Source organism: Polaribacter sp. PL03 (assembly GCF_033875165.1).
GTDB lineage: Bacteria > Bacteroidota > Bacteroidia > Flavobacteriales > Flavobacteriaceae > Polaribacter.
The window spans coordinates 568,506-586,893 of the sequence record NZ_JAWZSV010000001.1 but is presented as its reverse complement, the minus strand read 5'-3'; the positions used below and the strand labels follow the sequence as shown (position 1 = coordinate 586,893).

15 protein-coding genes are annotated in these 18,388 nt (G+C 30.2%); 6 read left to right on the top strand and 9 right to left on the bottom strand.

The window, feature by feature from the left end; genetic code table 11:
• Window positions 1-13: 13 nt before the first annotated feature.
• The 4 genes from SHK09_RS02630 to SHK09_RS02615 all read left to right on the top strand — a co-directional run bounded on the left by SHK09_RS02630 (window position 14) and on the right by SHK09_RS02615 (window position 2,028).
• Window positions 14-715: a Bax inhibitor-1 family protein gene (locus SHK09_RS02630; protein WP_319809218.1), complete on the top strand. Its 702-nt coding sequence runs from the start codon at window positions 14-16 to the stop codon at window positions 713-715.
• Window positions 716-892: 177 nt separating this feature from the next.
• On the top strand, window positions 893-1,315 hold the full coding sequence (locus tag SHK09_RS02625; protein WP_319809217.1) for a cytochrome c oxidase assembly factor Coa1 family protein: 423 nt from the start codon (window positions 893-895) through the stop codon (window positions 1,313-1,315).
• 1 nt (window position 1,316) lies between these two features.
• Window positions 1,317-1,820: a DUF2975 domain-containing protein gene (locus SHK09_RS02620; RefSeq protein ID WP_319809216.1), complete on the top strand. Its 504-nt coding sequence runs from the start codon at window positions 1,317-1,319 to the stop codon at window positions 1,818-1,820.
• 1 nt (window position 1,821) lies between these two features.
• Window positions 1,822-2,028 carry a helix-turn-helix transcriptional regulator gene (locus SHK09_RS02615; RefSeq protein WP_319809215.1) on the top strand — a complete coding sequence of 69 codons (207 nt, stop codon included), beginning with the start codon at window positions 1,822-1,824 and terminating at the stop codon, window positions 2,026-2,028.
• A 78-nt stretch (window positions 2,029-2,106) separates the two neighbouring features.
• Here SHK09_RS02615 and SHK09_RS02610 read toward each other — a convergent pair whose 3' ends face one another.
• The 3 genes from SHK09_RS02610 to SHK09_RS02600 form a co-directional block, all read right to left on the bottom strand.
• Window positions 2,107-4,620 carry a S9 family peptidase gene (locus SHK09_RS02610; protein ID WP_319809214.1) on the bottom strand — a complete coding sequence of 838 codons (2,514 nt, stop codon included), beginning with the start codon at window positions 4,618-4,620 and terminating at the stop codon, window positions 2,107-2,109.
• Window positions 4,621-4,712: 92 nt separating this feature from the next.
• On the bottom strand, window positions 4,713-5,936 hold the full coding sequence (locus SHK09_RS02605) for an NAD(P)/FAD-dependent oxidoreductase (RefSeq protein WP_319809213.1): 1,224 nt from the start codon (window positions 5,934-5,936) through the stop codon (window positions 4,713-4,715).
• An 8-nt stretch (window positions 5,937-5,944) separates the two neighbouring features.
• Entirely contained in the window at window positions 5,945-6,394 is a 450-nt protein-coding gene (locus tag SHK09_RS02600) for a nucleoside deaminase (RefSeq protein ID WP_319809212.1), read from the bottom strand.
• Between the two features lie 109 nt (window positions 6,395-6,503).
• On the opposite strand from SHK09_RS02600, the gene dxs reads away from it, so the two are divergent.
• On the top strand, window positions 6,504-8,270 hold the full coding sequence (dxs, locus tag SHK09_RS02595) for a 1-deoxy-D-xylulose-5-phosphate synthase (protein WP_319809211.1): 1,767 nt from the start codon (window positions 6,504-6,506) through the stop codon (window positions 8,268-8,270).
• Window positions 8,271-8,320: 50 nt separating this feature from the next.
• On the opposite strand, the gene SHK09_RS02590 is transcribed toward dxs, so the two are convergent.
• The 5 genes from SHK09_RS02590 to SHK09_RS02570 form a co-directional block, all read right to left on the bottom strand.
• A complete protein-coding gene (locus SHK09_RS02590) occupies window positions 8,321-10,993 on the bottom strand; it encodes a T9SS type A sorting domain-containing protein (protein ID WP_319809210.1) in 2,673 nt (890 codons plus the stop codon).
• Window positions 10,994-11,044: 51 nt separating this feature from the next.
• The gene (locus SHK09_RS02585) at window positions 11,045-12,382 is read right to left on the bottom strand and encodes a deoxyguanosinetriphosphate triphosphohydrolase (protein ID WP_319809338.1); all 1,338 of its coding nucleotides are present in this window, start codon (window positions 12,380-12,382) and stop codon (window positions 11,045-11,047) included.
• A 70-nt stretch (window positions 12,383-12,452) separates the two neighbouring features.
• Window positions 12,453-13,118 (bottom strand): SMI1/KNR4 family protein, encoded by a 666-nt coding sequence (locus SHK09_RS02580; RefSeq protein WP_319809209.1) that lies wholly within the window; start codon window positions 13,116-13,118, stop codon window positions 12,453-12,455.
• 221 nt (window positions 13,119-13,339) lie between these two features.
• Window positions 13,340-15,118: a ribonucleoside-diphosphate reductase subunit alpha gene (locus tag SHK09_RS02575; protein WP_319809208.1), complete on the bottom strand. Its 1,779-nt coding sequence runs from the start codon at window positions 15,116-15,118 to the stop codon at window positions 13,340-13,342.
• A gap of 4 nt (window positions 15,119-15,122) precedes the next feature.
• Window positions 15,123-16,397, bottom strand: coding sequence for a ribonucleotide-diphosphate reductase subunit beta (locus tag SHK09_RS02570; protein WP_319809207.1), 1,275 nt, complete (start codon window positions 16,395-16,397; stop codon window positions 15,123-15,125).
• 415 nt (window positions 16,398-16,812) lie between these two features.
• Here SHK09_RS02570 and SHK09_RS02565 point away from each other — a divergent pair, with 415 nt between their 5' ends.
• Window positions 16,813-17,838 (top strand): COX15/CtaA family protein, encoded by a 1,026-nt coding sequence (locus SHK09_RS02565; RefSeq protein ID WP_319809206.1) that lies wholly within the window; start codon window positions 16,813-16,815, stop codon window positions 17,836-17,838.
• Window positions 17,839-17,916: 78 nt separating this feature from the next.
• Here SHK09_RS02565 and SHK09_RS02560 read toward each other — a convergent pair whose 3' ends face one another.
• Window positions 17,917-18,339 (bottom strand): molybdenum cofactor biosynthesis protein MoaE, encoded by a 423-nt coding sequence (locus SHK09_RS02560; RefSeq protein ID WP_319809205.1) that lies wholly within the window; start codon window positions 18,337-18,339, stop codon window positions 17,917-17,919.
• Window positions 18,340-18,388: the final 49 nt, after the last annotated feature.

Here is an 18,388-nt window from a genome sequence, read left to right as displayed (position 1 = left end):
AAAATTAAAAACTATGGAAAACACTTTTGATAACAAAGTATTATTAATTGAATCTACAGACCAAGTTCGTGTAGAATTCTATAAAAAAACCTATGCACATGTTGCTGGTGGTGTTTTATTATTTGTTTTGTTTGAATATTTACTACTACAAAGCGATACTATTGTTAACTTTATGATGTCTATGACACAAGGTTGGCGTTGGTTGGTTATGTTGGGTGGTTTTATGCTAGCAACTAACTATGCAGAAAATACTATAATGAAAACTGCTGATAAAAACATACAATATATGGCGTATGCATTATATGTTTTTGCACAAGCAATAATTTTTGTACCGCTTTTATATATTGCTGTTATTTATACAGATGGTGCTGCATTAGTACAACAAGCAGCCATTGTAACATTAGCATTATTTGCAGGTATTTCTGCTGTTGTTTTTGTAACTAAAAAAGATTTTTCTTTCTTAAAAGCAGGTTTAACTGTTGGCTTTTTTATTGCAATAGGTTTAATAGTTGCAGGTGCTTTGTTTGGTTTCGATTTAGGTTTATGGTTTTCTGTTGGTATGTGTGTTTTGGCTGGAGGTTCTATTTTATATCAAACTTCTAACTTAGTAAACAAATACGGTACAGAAGATTATATACCAGCTTCGTTAGGTTTATTTGCTTCTTTAATGTTACTTTTTTGGTACGTTTTACAAATATTTATGTCTAGAGATTAATCCTTAATTAAAGAATATAAATTATTACAGACCTCACAGGTTTTAAAAACCTGTGAGGTCTTTTTATATCAGATTATTTTTTTCTAAAATTGAAATAATTACCTTTTTTTAATATTTTATTATTGTTTTTCGATATTTTTTATATATTTGCAACGTCAAATTATAAATAATAAAAAGATGAAAAAAGGTTGGGTTTGGTTTTTAAGTATTGTTCTTATTCTTTTTACTTTAGGTTATGGAGTTAAATTTTTTTTTTCAGAAGTATCTGAGGGATTACATAATTCTGAACCCTATAATTATGCTATTAAAAAAGCAAGTAATAATAATGAAGTTCTATCTATTCTCGATAGAAATATTCAATTTACAAAAGAAAAGAAAGAAAAAGATGAGAAAAAAGCATCTACTTTTAAATTAAGTTTTGGATCTGAAGGAGTAGATTTTGGTATTACTAAAGTAGATTTAAAAATTGTCATGAAAAGTGAAAAAGGAAAAGGCTTTTTAATTGTTAAAGGAAAAAAAGAAAAAGATAAGTGGAATTACGAAGAGATATCTTTTACCGAAAATAATACACATAAAAAGATAAAATTATTAAAGATTTAACATGAGAAAAATTAATATTTTAAAAGCGATTGTAGATTTACTTTGGATATTCTCCATGCCAGTAGTATTAATAATTGTGGGGTTCTCTGTTGCTATTTTCTTTGTAGATTTAGGGGAATTAAACATCAAAATAAACTCAATAGGTCTTAATAACGATACGTTATTATCAAAAGTATTATTTGTTATCTCTGCTCTAAATTATTTATTAATTATTGCGGCATTATATTTTTTCAGAAAAGTACTAAACCATTTTATAAGAGTAAAAATATTTGAAGTAACTGTTATAAGATCGTTTCAAAAAACAGGAAACTTATTAGCAATTTCTGGTTTCATTTCGTTAATAGTTTCAATAATAAGTAACGTTTATTACGAACAAAAAATATCTTTAGAGTTTGGTTTAAATCAGCATTTAGTAATTATTTGTTTAGGCTTATTCTTTTTAGTATTAAGTGAGGTATTTAAAATTGCAAAAAACCAAAAACAAGAAAACGACTTAACAATATAACATGGCAATTATAGTAAACTTAGACGTAATGCTTGCCAAACGTAAAATGCGAAGTAAAGAGTTGGCAGAAATAATTGGTATTACAACTGCAAATTTATCCATCTTAAAATCTGGGAAAGCAAAAGCAGTTCGTTTTTCTACATTAGAAGCAATTTGTAAAGCGTTAGATTGCCAACCTGCAGATATTTTAGAATATGTAGAAGACTAATTAAAAATTTAGCATAAAAAAACTCCGAATTTTCATTCGGAGTTTTTTGTTATTATCAAAAGCTATTTAATAGACAGATTATCTATTCATTGGCTTATCTAAATTCATAAACAGAATATCTGCATCTGTAGCTTCTTTTCCTAGCAAGTACTTACTAAAATGATCTGCTCTTAACCAGAAAGAGTACTCTGTCATGCTTCCAAAACCATGTCTTTGTCCTGGCATAACCATAAATTTAAAACGTTTGTGTGCTTTAATTAATGCATTTGCCATTCTTATAGTTCCTGCAGGGTTTACGTTATTATCCATATCTCCATGAATTAACATTAAATGTCCTTTTAGATTTTTTGCTAAAGATTGATTGTCATCAATTTTATATTTGTGAGAAATTTTTCCTTTCGCATCTATTTCTTCTTTAACACCATGATGTGTTTCACTCCACCAAGAATTGTACACATTATTATCATGATTTCCTGCAGAAGAAACCGCCGCTTTAAAGAAATCTGGATATACTAACATTGCTGCTGTAGACATAAAACCTCCACCAGAATGACCGTAAATTCCTACTTTTTCGATATCGATAAATTTGTGTTTGTTCGCTAATTGTTGCGCTACATATTTTTTATCTGCAAGTCCATAATCACGTAAGTTTCCATAACCATAATTGTGGTACCATTTAGATCTATCTGGATGACCACCTCTGTTTCCTAAAGTAATTACCACAAAACCAACTTGCGCCATTCTATCTAAACGATCCATTCTGTAAGAAAAAGATTTGTTTACAGCTTCTGTTTGTGGACCAGGATACACATATTCTAAAAGTGGATAAACTTTGGTAGAATCCATATCGAAAGGCTTATACATAACACCATAAATATCTGTAATTCCATCATCTGCTTTTACTTTAAATGGTTCTGGAAATTTGTAACCAGAAGCCATTAATTGAGATAAATCTGCAGTTTCTAAGTCCATTACTTTTTTACCATTAACATCCCTAAGTTCAGATTTTGGCACTGTATTTACTCTAGAATAGTTACTTACAAAATACTTATTAGAATCTGACATAGATGACGTTGCAGTAAAATCTCCTTTATCTAAAGTACGCATTCCACTTCCGTTTAAATTAATTTTAAACGTATGTAAATAATAAGGATCTTGTTCTTTATTAACTCCATTTGCTGTAAAATATAATGTTCTAGATTTTTCGTCTAAACCAGCAAAACCACTTACATGAAAATCGCCTTCTGTAACTTGGTTTTTTAAGTTTCCTTGAGCATCATATAAGTAAAAATGTGCCCAACCATCTCTTTCTGCCCAATGCAACATTTCTGTTTCGTTGTTTAATAAAACTAACGGACGAGATTCTATATACGTATTAAAACGCTCTTCAATTAAGGTTTTATATTCACCAGTATTTAGATCTGCAACATTAATATCGTACTTTTTACGATCTCTAGAAATTACGCTAAAATAAATTTTCCCTTTTTTAGAAAGTAATAAAGAAGGTGTAAAATCATCATCTCTACTAGATTGTTTTCTAGGAGCATTAAAAACAGATATACTTTGTTGTTTAATTGTATCTAAAGCAACTTTTACATGCGATTTTGTAGGAATATCAAAAATTAACAATTCAGATTTGTAATATTCTTGCTCACCTGGCATATGATATTTATACGTTTCTAACGTTGGTCTTTTCTTACCTGTAGAGTTAATTACCCATAAATCTTTAATATGTCTAGAGTCAGATTTTTGAAAAACAAACTTTTTAGAATCATGAGACCAAGTACCCCAAACTCCTTTTCTTTTGTCTTTATTTTTTTCTTTATCTACATTATCTCCTCTAGAACCACCACCATAACCGTAGTTTTCTTCTCCATCTTTAGTCCATTGGTTTTCTACAACTGTACTATCTTTTTCATCCTTAATAAACTTTTTAAAGTTTATTTTATCCATCCAATACAAGTTATAATTTTTAGAATATAGAACTACAGAACTATCTGGCGCAACATTTGCCCAACGTTTCCATTCTTCTTTTTCTTTCTTCTTATTATCTAAAATAGTTAATCCGTTACTACCCAATCTGTATTCAAAATGGTACACTTTCTTCTCCATCTTAGGTTTCTTATCTTTTGCTTTTTTCGTAGCAACAGAATCTTTTTTAACCTCATCTTTCTTTTCGTCTTTTTTATCATCTACAACAGCAACTTCTTCTGTAGCTGTTACTCTAAAACGAATGGCATTTTCTGCTTCATTAAATTTAAAACTGAAACGTGGTAAGTGTTTTGCGTCATAAGGATCTTTGGTTATTTGTGTTAACCATTTTGCCATTTTAACATTATCGAAAAGTAATTTTTTAGATTTTTTGTCTGCATCTACTAAATAGTAATTAGATCCTTCAGATGTTTTATAAGAATACCAAAAACGGTTTCCTTTTTCTAACCAATGCGGACTAACATTTGTAGAATGCACCATTTTCGCCAAGTTTGTTGGAGAATATTTAGCAGCAGCTCTGTAATTTGGTTTTGGAGTTTCTTGTGCTGAAATTGCTAAAACAGCAAAAAAAGATAAGAAAAAGAGTAAAAAATTTTTCATTTAGTAAGAGAATTTGATTAGTTAACGTAAAGTTCTCTAAAACAAACTATCTCACAAATTTTTGTGATTTTTTTATTAAATATTTAACATTTTTAGAATCGTTCTTTTTTAAACATAAATTGCACTTTTAACAAAATAAGTTTAAAAACTCTATAAAAAATTTGGTTGTATTTAAAATTGAATAAACTATCAATTAAAACGTCTATTTTAAAATTTTCATAAAAAAATAGAACTCTATTCTCTATTTGATTATCTGTGTATTTGCTATACATTCTTTGACTAGAAAATTCACTTAAACGCCATTTAAAAAGTTTTTTTCTGCGCCATTTTTTTCTATAATTATTAAAGTTTGTTTTACCATTTACCAAATATTCATCAATATAAACACATGCTAAATCTGCACTTTGCATTGCATAACGTATTCCTTCACCACCTCTTGGGTTTATCGCAGAAACAGCATCTCCTACAGCAACTACCTTATTCTCATAAAACTTATCTTTTAACCCTTCACTATATCTAATAATTCCACCATGTTTATCTAACAATTTATACGATTCACATTTTAAATATTCTTTAATAATTTGCTCGGTAATTTTCTTTGTAGTTATATCTGTATTTTTCTGATTAAGAGACTTTAAATGTGTTTTTCCTGCACCTACTTTTAAAATATTTTGTTCCATAGGAAAGATCCAAGAATAACCTTTAATAGCCCATTTATGTCCTAAAAAAAACACCAATTGATCTTTGTATTTCTCATAAATTTCTGGTGCTACTTCAATTAAATATTCTGTACCACTTCCTAAATTCATAGTAGGTTGTACTTCTTTATCATCATACATAACCTTTCTAAGTGGTCCTGTAGCATCAACAACTAACTTACATTCTACTTCAATAATTTCTTTAGATTTTGATTTTTGCAGAGATACTATTACAGTTTTTTCGTTTACTTTTTTACTGATATATTTATAACCAGTTAAAATTTCTCCGCCAAAGCTCTTTGCATCATCAGCTAAAAATTGTTTTAATTTTCCATAATCTAAAACAACACCTTTATTTGTATTTCCTTTCCAAAAATAACTATTTTTTGTACATTGAATTGTAATGTTTTTCCAATATGCGCCAATAACTTTATCAGGCAAATTAAATTCTTTTAAAGGTTCTAATGTCATACCAGCACTAGAAAAATTGTTATCTAAAAAAGAAGGAAAACGCTCTACTAATAAAACTTTACGCCCTTTTTTAGACAAATTTCTAGCAACTTGTCCTCCTGCAGGACCTCCACCAATTACAACTACATCGAATATTTTTTCTGCCATTATTTGTCTTAATTTAAATTACGCTTTTCAAGAAAAAAACGTTTTAAAAGTTGCGAACATTCATCTTTTAGAACTCCGCCAACTACTTTTGTTTTAGGGTGTAATGTTGTTTTTAAGTTGATAAAACCTCTTTCTGGTTCTGATGCGCCATAAACTATTTTACCAATTTGGGTCCAATAACTTGCACCAGCGCACATTTGGCAAGGTTCTAAAGTTACATACAATGTACAATCTTTTAAATATTTGCCTCCTAAAAAATCTGCAGCAGAAGTAAATGCTTGCATTTCTGCATGTGCTGTTACATCATTTAACATTTCTGTTAAATTGTGTGCTCTTGCTATTATTTGATCTTTAAAAACAATAATTGCTCCTACAGGTATTTCGCCTTTATCGAAAGCATTTTCTGCTTCTTGAAAGGCTTTTTTCATAAAATAAATATCGTCGAAAGGTTGAATCATGTGTTATTGATTATGAATCACAAAATTAAGTAAAATATTTGCGATAGATTTGTATTTATTAAAGGCTGTTTTACAAACTCACAAAGTTATATTGTATTTTTGTATTCGAATGAAGAACTTGTTAGAAAACATATCAAATCCAAAAGATTTACGAAAATTAAATCCTGCTCAATTGCCTCAGTTGGCAAAAGATTTACGCGAATTTATTATAGATATTGTCGCTACAAAAGAAGGTCATTTAGGTGCAAGTTTAGGCGTTGTAGAACTTACAATTGCAATTCATTATTTATTTGACACTCCTAATGATTTGTTAGTTTGGGATGTTGGCCACCAAGCATACGGCCACAAGATTTTAACAGGTAGAAAAGATGTTTTTCATACCAATAGACAATTTGGTGGTATTGCAGGTTTTCCTTCTAGAAAAGAAAGCAAATTCGATGCTTTTGGTGTTGGCCATTCATCTACTTCTATTTCTGCTGCTTTAGGAATGGCAATTGCATCAAACTTAAAAGGAGAAACAGAAAAACAACATATTGCAGTTATTGGAGATGCTTCTATTGCTAGCGGAATGGCTTTTGAGGCTTTAAACCACGCAGGCGTTTCCAAAGCAAATTTATTAATTATTTTAAATGACAATGCTATTGGAATCGATCCTTCTGTTGGTGCTTTAAAAGAGTATTTAACGAAGGTAAAAACAGATAGAAAATTAGCGGCTCAGAATAACATTATAAAAGCTTTAAATTTTGATTATTCTGGTCCTATTGATGGGCATAATTTACCAAAAGTTTTAGCCGAATTAGAACGATTAACAACAGTAAAAGGCCCTAAATTTTTACATGTAATTACTACAAAAGGAAAGGGTTTACAGCAAGCTGAAGAAGACCAAGTTACGTATCATGCTCCTGGAAAATTTGATAAAATTTCTGGAGAACGCATACCAAAAGCAGCAAGTTTATATACAAAATACCAAGATGTTTTTGGAAAAACAATTGTTGAATTAGCAGAACAAAACGATAAAATTGTAGGTATAACACCAGCAATGTTAACAGGAAGTTCGTTAAAGTTGATGTTAGAAAAGTTTCCGAAAAGAACGTTTGATGTTGGTATTGCAGAACAACACGCAGTAACTTTGGCTGCAGGTATGGCAACACAAGGTTTAATGCCATTTTGCAATATTTATTCTACATTTTTACAGCGTGCTTATGACCAAGTAATTCATGATGTTGCTTTGCAAAATTTACCTGTTATTTTTTGTTTAGACAGAGCCGGTTTGGTGGGGGAAGATGGTGCAACACATCATGGTGTTTTCGATTTGGCATATTTACGCTTAATTCCTAATTTAATTATTTTTGCGCCAAGAAATGAAATTGAATTACGTAATATTTTATACACTGCTCAATTAGGTTTAAAAAACCCAATTGCTATTCGTTACCCAAGAGGAACAGGTACAATTATCCACTGGCAACAACCTTTTAAAAAAATAGAAATTGGCACAGGAGTTGCCTTAAAAGAAGGTACTAAAACAGCTGTTTTAGCTGTAGGTACAATTTCTAAAAATGTTTCTGAAGCTATTAGTCTTTTAAAAAATAAAAGTGAGATTTCTCATTTCGATATGCGTTTTGTAAAACCTTTAGACGAAAATTTATTACACACCATTTTCAAAAAACATACAATTATATTTACAGTTGAAGATGGCACTGTAAAAGGTGGTTTTGGAACTGCTATTTTAGAGTTTGCCTCTGAGAACAACTATCACCATAAAATAAAAACAATAGGTATACCAGATAATTTTATAGAACATGGAAGTGTTTTACAGCTTCAAAATAAAATTGGTTTAGATGCTAAAAGTTTAGCAAACCTATTTTCTAAAGCATAAAAAAAGACGCTAATTAAAGCGTCTTTTTTATTATATCTAATTGTTAAATACTATTCTATTACAATCTTTTTAGAAGATTTTTTATTGTTTTCATCTACTAAATTTACAATATAAATACCTGAACTTACATTTATTGAAACTGCTTGTTTTTCATTCACATTAAAATCTAGGTTAGATGTATAAACTTGTCTTCCAGAGATATCAAAAATATTCATTTTAGCTTTCCCTAAAGAACTTTTAGCAAAAACAGTAAAGTTTCCTTTAGAAATTGTTGGATACACTGTAAAAGCCTTGTTATCTAATAAAACATCGTCTACAGAAGCTGTACCATCTGTAAAGTTACTAGTAAACATACCTCTACCATGTGTAGCTGCTAAAACTAAATTATCTGAAGCTCTGTATTGTAACATATCTACTCTCACATTTCCCATACCAGAAGATGTAGACTCCCAAACAACAGGTGTTGCTGTTACATCATTTGTTTTCCAGATACCTATTTCTGTTGCTAAAATAACTTCTTTTCTGTTTAAAGGATTAAATAAAGACCATCTAACAGGAATATCTGGTAAATTTCCTTCTACATCTATCCAATTTGTTCCTCCATCCATTGTGTACCAAACACTTTTTACACCGTAATTAGAATAGGTAAGTAACATTTCTTCTTCTGAAACACCTATTTCTATACAAGAAATAGCACCAATTACATTTGGTGTTCTAATTAAAGAAGTTGTTGCATCATTTGCATTAATAATTAAAAAACGACCTCTATCCGTTCCTAAAAAAACTTTTCTATTATCTTTATTATAAGGTGAAACTCTAATATGAGTTACAGCTGCACTACCTATAAAAGGTGCTGTTATTATATCTTTTACACCACTAAAAACCTCTCTATCTCCTTGGTATTCAAAATCGGCTTTTAATGTTGCTCTTGTAATTTCATTGTTACTATTAAATGAATAGAAGGCATTATTCTCATCATCATAATCTGATGCGTTTATAAAACTACCTAATTTGCCATTATTTATTAAAGTAACATATTCTGAGTCTGGATCTGAAGAATCATATAAATAAGCAGAATTTTGTTGTGTAGAAGCTATATAATAAATACTTTCTGTACCATTTGTTGCTGTTTGATCTATAAAACTAAAACCTCCATCTCCACCTAGAACTTCTGTAGTATTGCTTATACCTGGTTCTGAGAAACGATTTGTTCCATTATCTTGAGATCCTCCCATAAAACCGTTTATGTTTACAGGATCTATTGCTCCAGAATAAAACTGGGTAATATTAAGATTTAAGTTTCTTGGAACAATACCAATTCTAGTTTGTATTATAGCGTTATTTGGCGAATAAAAAACTCCTCCATCTGTTGCTATAAGAAGTTCATTATGATTAGGTCTAAACACTATATTATGAATATCTGCATGCACATAACTTACAGAACTATCAAAAAAACTAGCCCAACTAGAAGTTTTAAACCAAAAACCACCACTGTCTAACGTTTTAAAAGTATTAATACCACCAACATATACTTCATTTTCATTGGTAGGGCTTACATTTATAATTAAATCATACCAAGCTTGTCCACGAGTAAAATCGTCATTTGGTATTGATGAATCTCTAACATCTGAAGGTTCATCAATATTAGTCCAAGTTGCTCCTCCATCAATTGTTTTAACAATTTCACCGACTGTCCTAGCACTAGTAATTATAGCGTAGACTACATTGGCATTAGACTTTGCTGTTGCAAGTTCTACTCTACCTAAAGAACTTAATGCAGATGTGTATTTAGATGTAAAAGTTGTACCGTCTGAAGATGAAAAGATAGAACCTCTAGAATTTCCTGCCCAAATTTTACTGTCTGCACCTAATTCTAAATCTCTAATTTCTTCTGTTGAAACGATAGACCAAGTTGTACCACCGTCTGCAGATCTAAACAAATCTGTTCCATCAGATTCTACATCATCTGTATCTTCCATAGCAGCATATATAACTCCCATTTCACCACCTTCATTTCTAACTACAATATCAAATACATATTCGAAATTTGCAGTTGCAGCTAAATTAGACCAAGTAAGACCTCCATCTATACTTTTCCAAATTCCCGCTCCATTAATAGCATCTACATTTCCCCAACCTTCACCAGTAGCAGCATAGAATGTTGTTGTTACTATTGGATCATAATCCATTGCAGAAATTGCAAAATTAGACATATCTGCATCTACAAAACTCCAAGCAGAATTTTCATCTGTAATATCATCATTTTTCCAAATTCCACCAGATACTCCTCCAGCAAAAACTCTTTTATCTGTTGTGTCATTAGGGTCAAACATCATTGCTCTAACTCTACCAGCAACTGTTTTTGGCCCTCTAGATTCCCAATTAAAATTGGTTCCAGCAGTTTTTCTAGATGTAGCTTCTTGTTTTACTTTTTTACCATACTTTAAAGCGTTTACCAATCTATCTTGGTGTAACTTTTTTGTATTAGGATCCATAGTTCTTAAGAAATCTTGTTCAAATGCTAAATCTGGACGGTCTTTTTTAGGAATTGCTTTTAACTCTTCTCTACTTAAAGGAGCTCTGTTAGCATATGGATGATTTGCTAAATACGCAGCATATTCTTTTTGTTTCTTTTCGAACTTAGATTCTTTATTGCTATTTATTAAAACAGTTGCAGAAATTGCAACAACAACAATAATAGAGAGGGATAATTTTTTATTCATATTTTATGTTTTCTTTAAAAAAGTAATCAAATTTAACAAAAATTAACAGTTTTATCGGATATTTCCTGTTAATTTTTTATGCATTCGTATTGCGTAACTATCCGAAATCCTAGAAACATAACTACAGATTTGCATTATTCTGTCATATAAACTAGTTGCTTCTGTTTTGTATTCTTCTGGTAATAAATTTAAAACTAGCTTATCAAAATTTGATGCATTGCCATCAAATTTATTATTAAGCGCAGTAACAAATACATCTAATAAATCTGCTATAATTCTATAACCAGCAACTTCTTTTTCTACAACTTCTGTGCTTTTATAGATTTTATCTACACTTATCTTTATTATGTCGTTAATCTGTGCCTCATACTTACACTTATCTAATAAAGATTTTTCGAAAGTACCATTTAAAATAGCTTCTTCATTGGCTAAAAAGATAGTTACAGCTTCGTTTATTAAAACACCAATTGCCAAAGCACGCAAATAACTTATTCTATCTGTTTTGTGTTTTAGTGAATGGTATTTTTTAATATCTATAGTATCTTTTACTAATTTAATCATGTATTCTAAAGCGAATTCCTCATCGATTAAACCTAAATTAATACCGTCTTCAAAATCTATAATTGTGTAACAAATATCATCTGCAGCTTCTACTAAATAGGCTAATGGATGTCTATAAAACGAAATAGCTTCTGTAGATTTTTGCAACATTCCTAAATCTTCTACAACCTCTAAAAAGGCTGCTTTTTCCGATTGAAAAAAGCCGTATTTTTTATCTACTATATGATTGGTTGGTTTCTTTGGCAGACTTTCTTTTGGATATTTTAAAAAAGCACCTAAGGTTGCATAAGATAATCTTAAACCACCAGAAATACCTTCTCTAGATTCTGTTAAAATTTTGAATCCGTTTGCGTTTCCTTCAAAATCTATTAAATCTTGATATTCTTTGGCTGTTAATTGTTCTTTATATTTTGCTCCATTACCTGTTTTAAAATACTCGCCAATTGCTTTTTCACCAGAATGCCCAAAAGGCGGATTCCCAATATCGTGCATTAAAGAAGCAGTACCTACAATGGCACCAAAATCGTTAAAAGTGTAACCTAATTTTTGTAGGTTTGGGTGGCGCTCTAACAACACTTTACCAACTCTTCTACCCAAAGTTCTACCAACTACAGAAACCTCTAAACTATGCGTTAAACGCGTGTGTACAAAATCGGTTTCAGATAACGGAATTACCTGTGTTTTATCTTGAAGGCTTCTAAATGCTGATGAAAATATAATTCTATCGAAATCTACATCGAAACCCAAACGAGTTTCGTCTTGTGCTATTCTTTCGCGTTTTTGTGTATCGCCAAAGCGTTTTAAAGAAAGGAGTTGTTCCCAGTTCATCATAATTATAAAATATTGTCGAAATTAAACAAAAAAGAGAAGCTTTTCTATTTTTTATGTTTGAATACGTTTATCCTAAACCAAGTTCTTCTTCTGTATCTAAGACTCTAATAACTTCATAACCATCTTTTGCTAGAATATTTAACCATTCTGTAAAGTTTTCTACTTTATAATGTAGTTTTTGATCGATATAATATGCTAGAGCCCATTCATTGTCCTTTTTCTCTTCTGAAGTTAACCAACACCAAGCGCCTCCATTAGAATCTTCTGTCATTAAACAAAGTAAACTATCTACATGTATTATTTGTTTGTCTAATTGAATGGTTTCTCCTAAACTTTTATTATAATTTTTTAGATAAGAATGGTTTTGAATACTGTCTATATATTGACTAAAAACCCAAGAACCACCGTCTCCAAAATACTTTAAAAATATTTTATATGATACAGGTAATTCTAATTGTAGTTTATTTTCTATGGATTTTATTTCCTCTTCGTTTAATTTATTTCCAACATCATCATGTATCTCAAAATTTTCTAATAAATGAACAATAGAGGTTGAAATAGGATGCTGAGAATCTAATGAGTTTTTAAATTTCTCTATGTTTTTAGCTTGGTTAACTTTTGCCAACATTCGCTCTCTTGTTTTGTTAGATTCTTCTTTATTCTTCTTAACCAATAAAGAAACTCCAAAAGAGACGATTCCTAAAACTATAAAGAGTATTGTTTTTAAAGTCATTAATAGATTTTTATTTATTAAAAAAATGAAGATACAAAAAGACACTTCCCTTTCTCTCTTGTTAAAAGCAAACAAAAAAGTTTAGCCCAGATTGAACGGTTTGTTTGAGCTCTTTTTTATTCTTTTTCTGAATAAAAAAAGCGAGTAGTGAAAGCTGGAAATAGCTTCAAAAAAAAAGAGAAGCCTTTCGACTTCTCTCCTTAATTTATTTAATTTACTAATTACCCTTCACAAGAAGCACAATCTTTCTTTTGTTTAAATTTCTGTGCAGCATTCATACTGTGTTGGTAATACATAGATTTTACACCTAGTTTCCATGCAGTAATATATACATCGTTTACTTCTTTAATTGGCATATCTGGATGTACCATAATGTTTATAGATTGCCCTTGATCTATATGGTTTTGTCTATTTGCCGCTTGGTAAACAATTACTTTTTGGTCTATTTCTGAATACGTTTTAAATACGTCTTTTTCTGCTTCTGTTAAAATACTTAAGTGTTGTACAGAACCATCGTTGTCTCTAATGCTTTTCCAAACATCTGATGTATTTTGTCCTTTTTCTTCTAAAAGTTTTTCTAAAATAGGATTCTTAATTGTTGTTTTTATCTTCGCAATATCTTTTACATAAATGTTAGACCAAATTGGCTCGATACCTTGTGATACTTGTCCTAAAATAAATGCAGATGAAGTTGTTGGTGCAATTGCGTTTAAAGTTGCATTACGTCTTCCGTATCCTTTTAAAACTTCTGGCTCGCCGTATAGTTTAGCCATTTCTTCAGATGCTTTATAAGATTTTTCTTTAATAACTTTAAAGATTTCACTATTTAAGTCATATGCTTCTGGGCTATCAAATGCTAGCATTTTAGATTGTAATAAAGAATGCCATCCTAAAGCACCTAAACCTAATGCTCTATTTTCTTTTGCAAATTTATAGGCTTTCTCCATAAAACGAAACGTAAACTGGTCGTCTCTATCTTCAGATTCTTTGTAAACTTCTAATTTATTAATAAACTCCTGCATTACTGCATCTAAAAAGAATGCTAATGTTTCTACTGCATCTGTATCTTTCCATTTGTCATAATGTACCAAGTTAATAGATGATAAACAACATACAAAAGACCAATCTTCATTAGATGGTAACATTATTTCTGTACAAAGGTTACTTGCATAAATTTCGTGGTTTTTGTCTTTATAAACATCTACCGTTCCGTTGTTTGCATTGTCTCTAAAAAGAATATAAGGGTATCCTATTTCTCCTCTTCTTTGTAATATTTTTGCCCAAATACCTCTTTTTTCTACATCACCATCAATCATTTCTTGCATCCAATCGTTACCAACTGTAACACCGTGCGTTAATTCTTGTATTGGGTTTCCTTCTGTACCTATTTCTAAAAATTCTTTAATGTCTGGGTGATCTACTGGCAAGTATGGTGAAAAACGACCACGTCTTACAGAACCTTGACTAACAACATCAACCATTTTTTCAAACAATTGCATAATGTGTACAGAACCAGATGATGAACCATTATTTTTAACATCTGCACCTCTTTGACGTAGTTTACCAAAATAACCAGAAGTACCTCCACCTAACTTAGACATCATACCAACTTCAGATTGTGAGAATAAAATATCTCCCATATCATCTGCCACGTGCGAACCAAAACAACTAATAGGCAAACCTCTTTTCTTACCAAAATTAGACCAAACTGGCGATGCTAAAGAATAGTAACCCGCAGCCATGTATTTATAAAACTTATCTGAAAAACCCGGTTTATTTAAAAGACTTTCTGCATTGTCTGCTATCTCGCGTATTCTTTCTTCTGGGGTTGTGTCTCCTGTTAAATAACCAGACTCTAAGAACTTACGACTATTTTCTGTTAGCCATTCAATTTTTGGTTCATTTTTATCTTTAAGCATTTTCTCTCTAGCGATGTTTCTAGCTTGAATTAATTGTTCGTGTTCGGTAAGTTCAGTTGTCTTTTGGTCGTTTAGGTTCATAAATTTAAAATAAGTCGTCGCTGGTTATACTTTTTGTTCTTTTACTATAATTAATAGATCTTTTTACAAAGAAATCTCCGTGTTTGGTTCCAATAATTTCATCATCAAACCAATCTGTTTCAGATAATAACTTTTCATCAATATCAAATACCGTTGGTACACCAATACTTGCTAAAGATTTGTTGAATCTATTTTTAAGAAATTCTTTAATTACATCTTTTGGTAAGAAGTCTAATTCTCCTTTTTCGAAAATCCAATCTATTAGTTTACTTTCAGATAAGAACGCTTCTTTACACGTTTCTTGTACTAACAAACTATGGCTTTCATCAAACCAATCTGGGTTTTCTTCTTTAATAATTTTAATAATATCTATACCAAAATCTCCATGAATTTGCTCTTCTTTAGAAGTAGCTTCTACTACATTAGAAATTCCTTTTAATACATTTTTATGCTTGTTAAAAGCCATTATAATAAGAAACTGAGAGAATAAAGATACGTGCTCTATAAAAAGAGAAAATAAAATTATAGATTCAGAAAAATCTTTATTGTCTTCGCTATTAACATTTTTTAAAGCTGCTTCTAAATAGTTAACACGCTTCATTATTACAGGATTCTTCTTTAAGTTTTTAAACTCATTATTTAATCCTAAAATTTCTAATAAATGCGAATAAGCATCATGATGGCGAACTTCACTTTCTGCAAACGTAGAACCTACAGAACCAATTTCTGGTTTTGGCATTCTTTTATAAATGTCTCCCCAAAAGGTTTTAACTGCAACTTCTATTTGAGAAATAGCCAACATGGTATTCTTTATAGCATTTTTTTCTACTTCTGTAAGAGAAGTTTTAAAATCTTGTATATCGCTTGTGTAGTTAAATTCTGTATGAATCCAATAAGAGTGTCTAATAGCATTTACATATTCTCCTAAAGCAGGGTAATCGTAAGGTTTTAAATTAATTCTCTTTTCGAAAATATTTGGTTTTCTACTTCTTGTTTGTTCATCTCTATATAAAATGTAAGCCTTTGCAACGTCATGAAAAGGACTGTCCATTAATTTATACTCTACAATATCCTGAACCTGTTCTACTGTGGGTGTATAATCTGGTTCGTTTAATTTTCTCTCTAATAGAGTACCATTTACAATATTTGAAATTGCAATAGCGTCTTGTCTAGTACCATGATTTACAGTAATCATTGCTTTTTCTATAGCGTTGGTAATCTTATCTAACTCGAAAAGTGTAGTTTCAGAGTCTCTTTTAATTATTTGCGTAATTTCCACGGTAAATTGGCGTTATTTAAATGTTAATTAATCGTTAAGTACGACTTCTACAAAGATTGCTTTTTTTGTTCCAAAATGAAAGTCATAGTTATTCACAAATCCCTTGAAGTTTTTAACAATAGCGAAAAAAATATCGATATATCGAAAAAGCAACGTTTTTTCAAACAAATGATAATCAATATTTTAAAAGCTCTAAAAAGCCTAAGTTACTGCTACTGTTGACATTCTTAAAACCTTATTTTTAGAACAAAATCTATCAAAAAAAAATAAAAATTAGGTTATCAAATAAATTTGAAAAATAATTTTTACTTGCAAATAAACTTGCTTTATTTAGAATTTTTACAGATAACAGAAGACCGCTTAAAATCTTTTAAACGCTCTATTTTTGAAGTATCTTTGCAAAAAGTTTTTTCTAATGAAAAATAGGTTTCCACAAGTAGTACAAATAGCTATTATTTCTGTTTATTTAATATTTTTAGCAGGTTCTGTTGTTAGAATGACAGGTTCTGGAATGGGATGTCCTGATTGGCCAAAATGTTTTGGTTATTACATACCGCCAACTTCTGAAGAACAAATTACCTGGAAACCAAACACTATATATAAGGAAGGTTTTATTATTATAAAAAATGAAACGTTGTTTGTTGCAGAACACGATTTAAGAACAGAAGAAAACTTCAATAAAAAAAACTGGGCAAACTATACAAAACACGATTATGCTAAGTTTAACAAATACCATACTTGGACAGAGTATATTAATAGATTAGCTTCTGTTTTAGCTGGTTTTGTATTTCTATTTTTAATTTACGGAGCATTTAAACGCAGAAAAAAAGATAAAAGAATTCCAATACTTGCATTTAGTGCCTTCTTTTTAATGCTTGTAGAAGGCGCGCTGGGTAAAATGGTTGTAGACACCAATTTAAAACCAGGTATGATAACTATTCATATGGTTCTTGGCTTGGTTATTATTGCGCTTTTATTATGGTTAAAATTTATAATTTCTGATAAGAAAACAACCTTTAAATACAATGCTGTTTTTAATAAATTATTAATTGCTTCTGTAATTTTTTCATTGATACAAATTGCAATGGGAACACAGGTAAGGCAATTTATAGATGAACAAGTAAAACTTTTTGGTTTCGAAAACAAGAATTATAGCTTAATGAACCCTAGTTTTAAATTCTATTTTCATAGATCTTTTACTATTGCAATTGTTTTAGTAAACATAGGAATGTTTTACCTTAACCAAATTAAAAACTTAGGATACAAACTTGTAAATTGGATTATTGCTTTAATATTCTTAGAAGTAATTTCTGGTATTTTAATGTATTATGCAGAGATTCCTTTAGGTACGCAAGCAGTGCATTTATTGGCAGGTGCAATTTTATTTGGGTTGCAATTTTATTTGTGGCTGCAAAGCAGAAAGGCAATTAACAAAAACTAAAACCTATTTATATCTCTTACTTAATTCTTCAGTAAAAAATAATACTTTTTGCTGAAGAATTAAAAACTGAAAATAGAATTACGGATGTGCGTTTACCCAAACTTGTCCGTCAGAAAAATGTTCTTTTTTCCAGATTGGTACAGATTCTTTTAATGTATCAATAGCAAATTCACAAGCCTCAAAAGCAGCTTTTCTATGCTTAGAAGAGACGGTAATTATTACAGGAACTTCGCCTATTTGTAACATTCCTTCTGCATGATGAATGGCTATTTTTTTAACATCGAATTTTTCTAAAACCAAATCTGCAATTTTCTGCATTTCTTTAATAGCCATTGGTTTATAGGTAGAAAAATCTAACTGTGTTACCACTTTACCTTGCGTATCATTTCTTACAGTACCTACAAATACAGAAATTCCGCCGCAAGAATCATCTTCAACAAAACTGTAGCATTCATTTAAATCTAATTTCTCTGACGATATTTTTATGGAAGTTCTCTGCATTGTTCAACAAAAATAGGGAAACAAATTTGTATTTTTGCAATATTATATA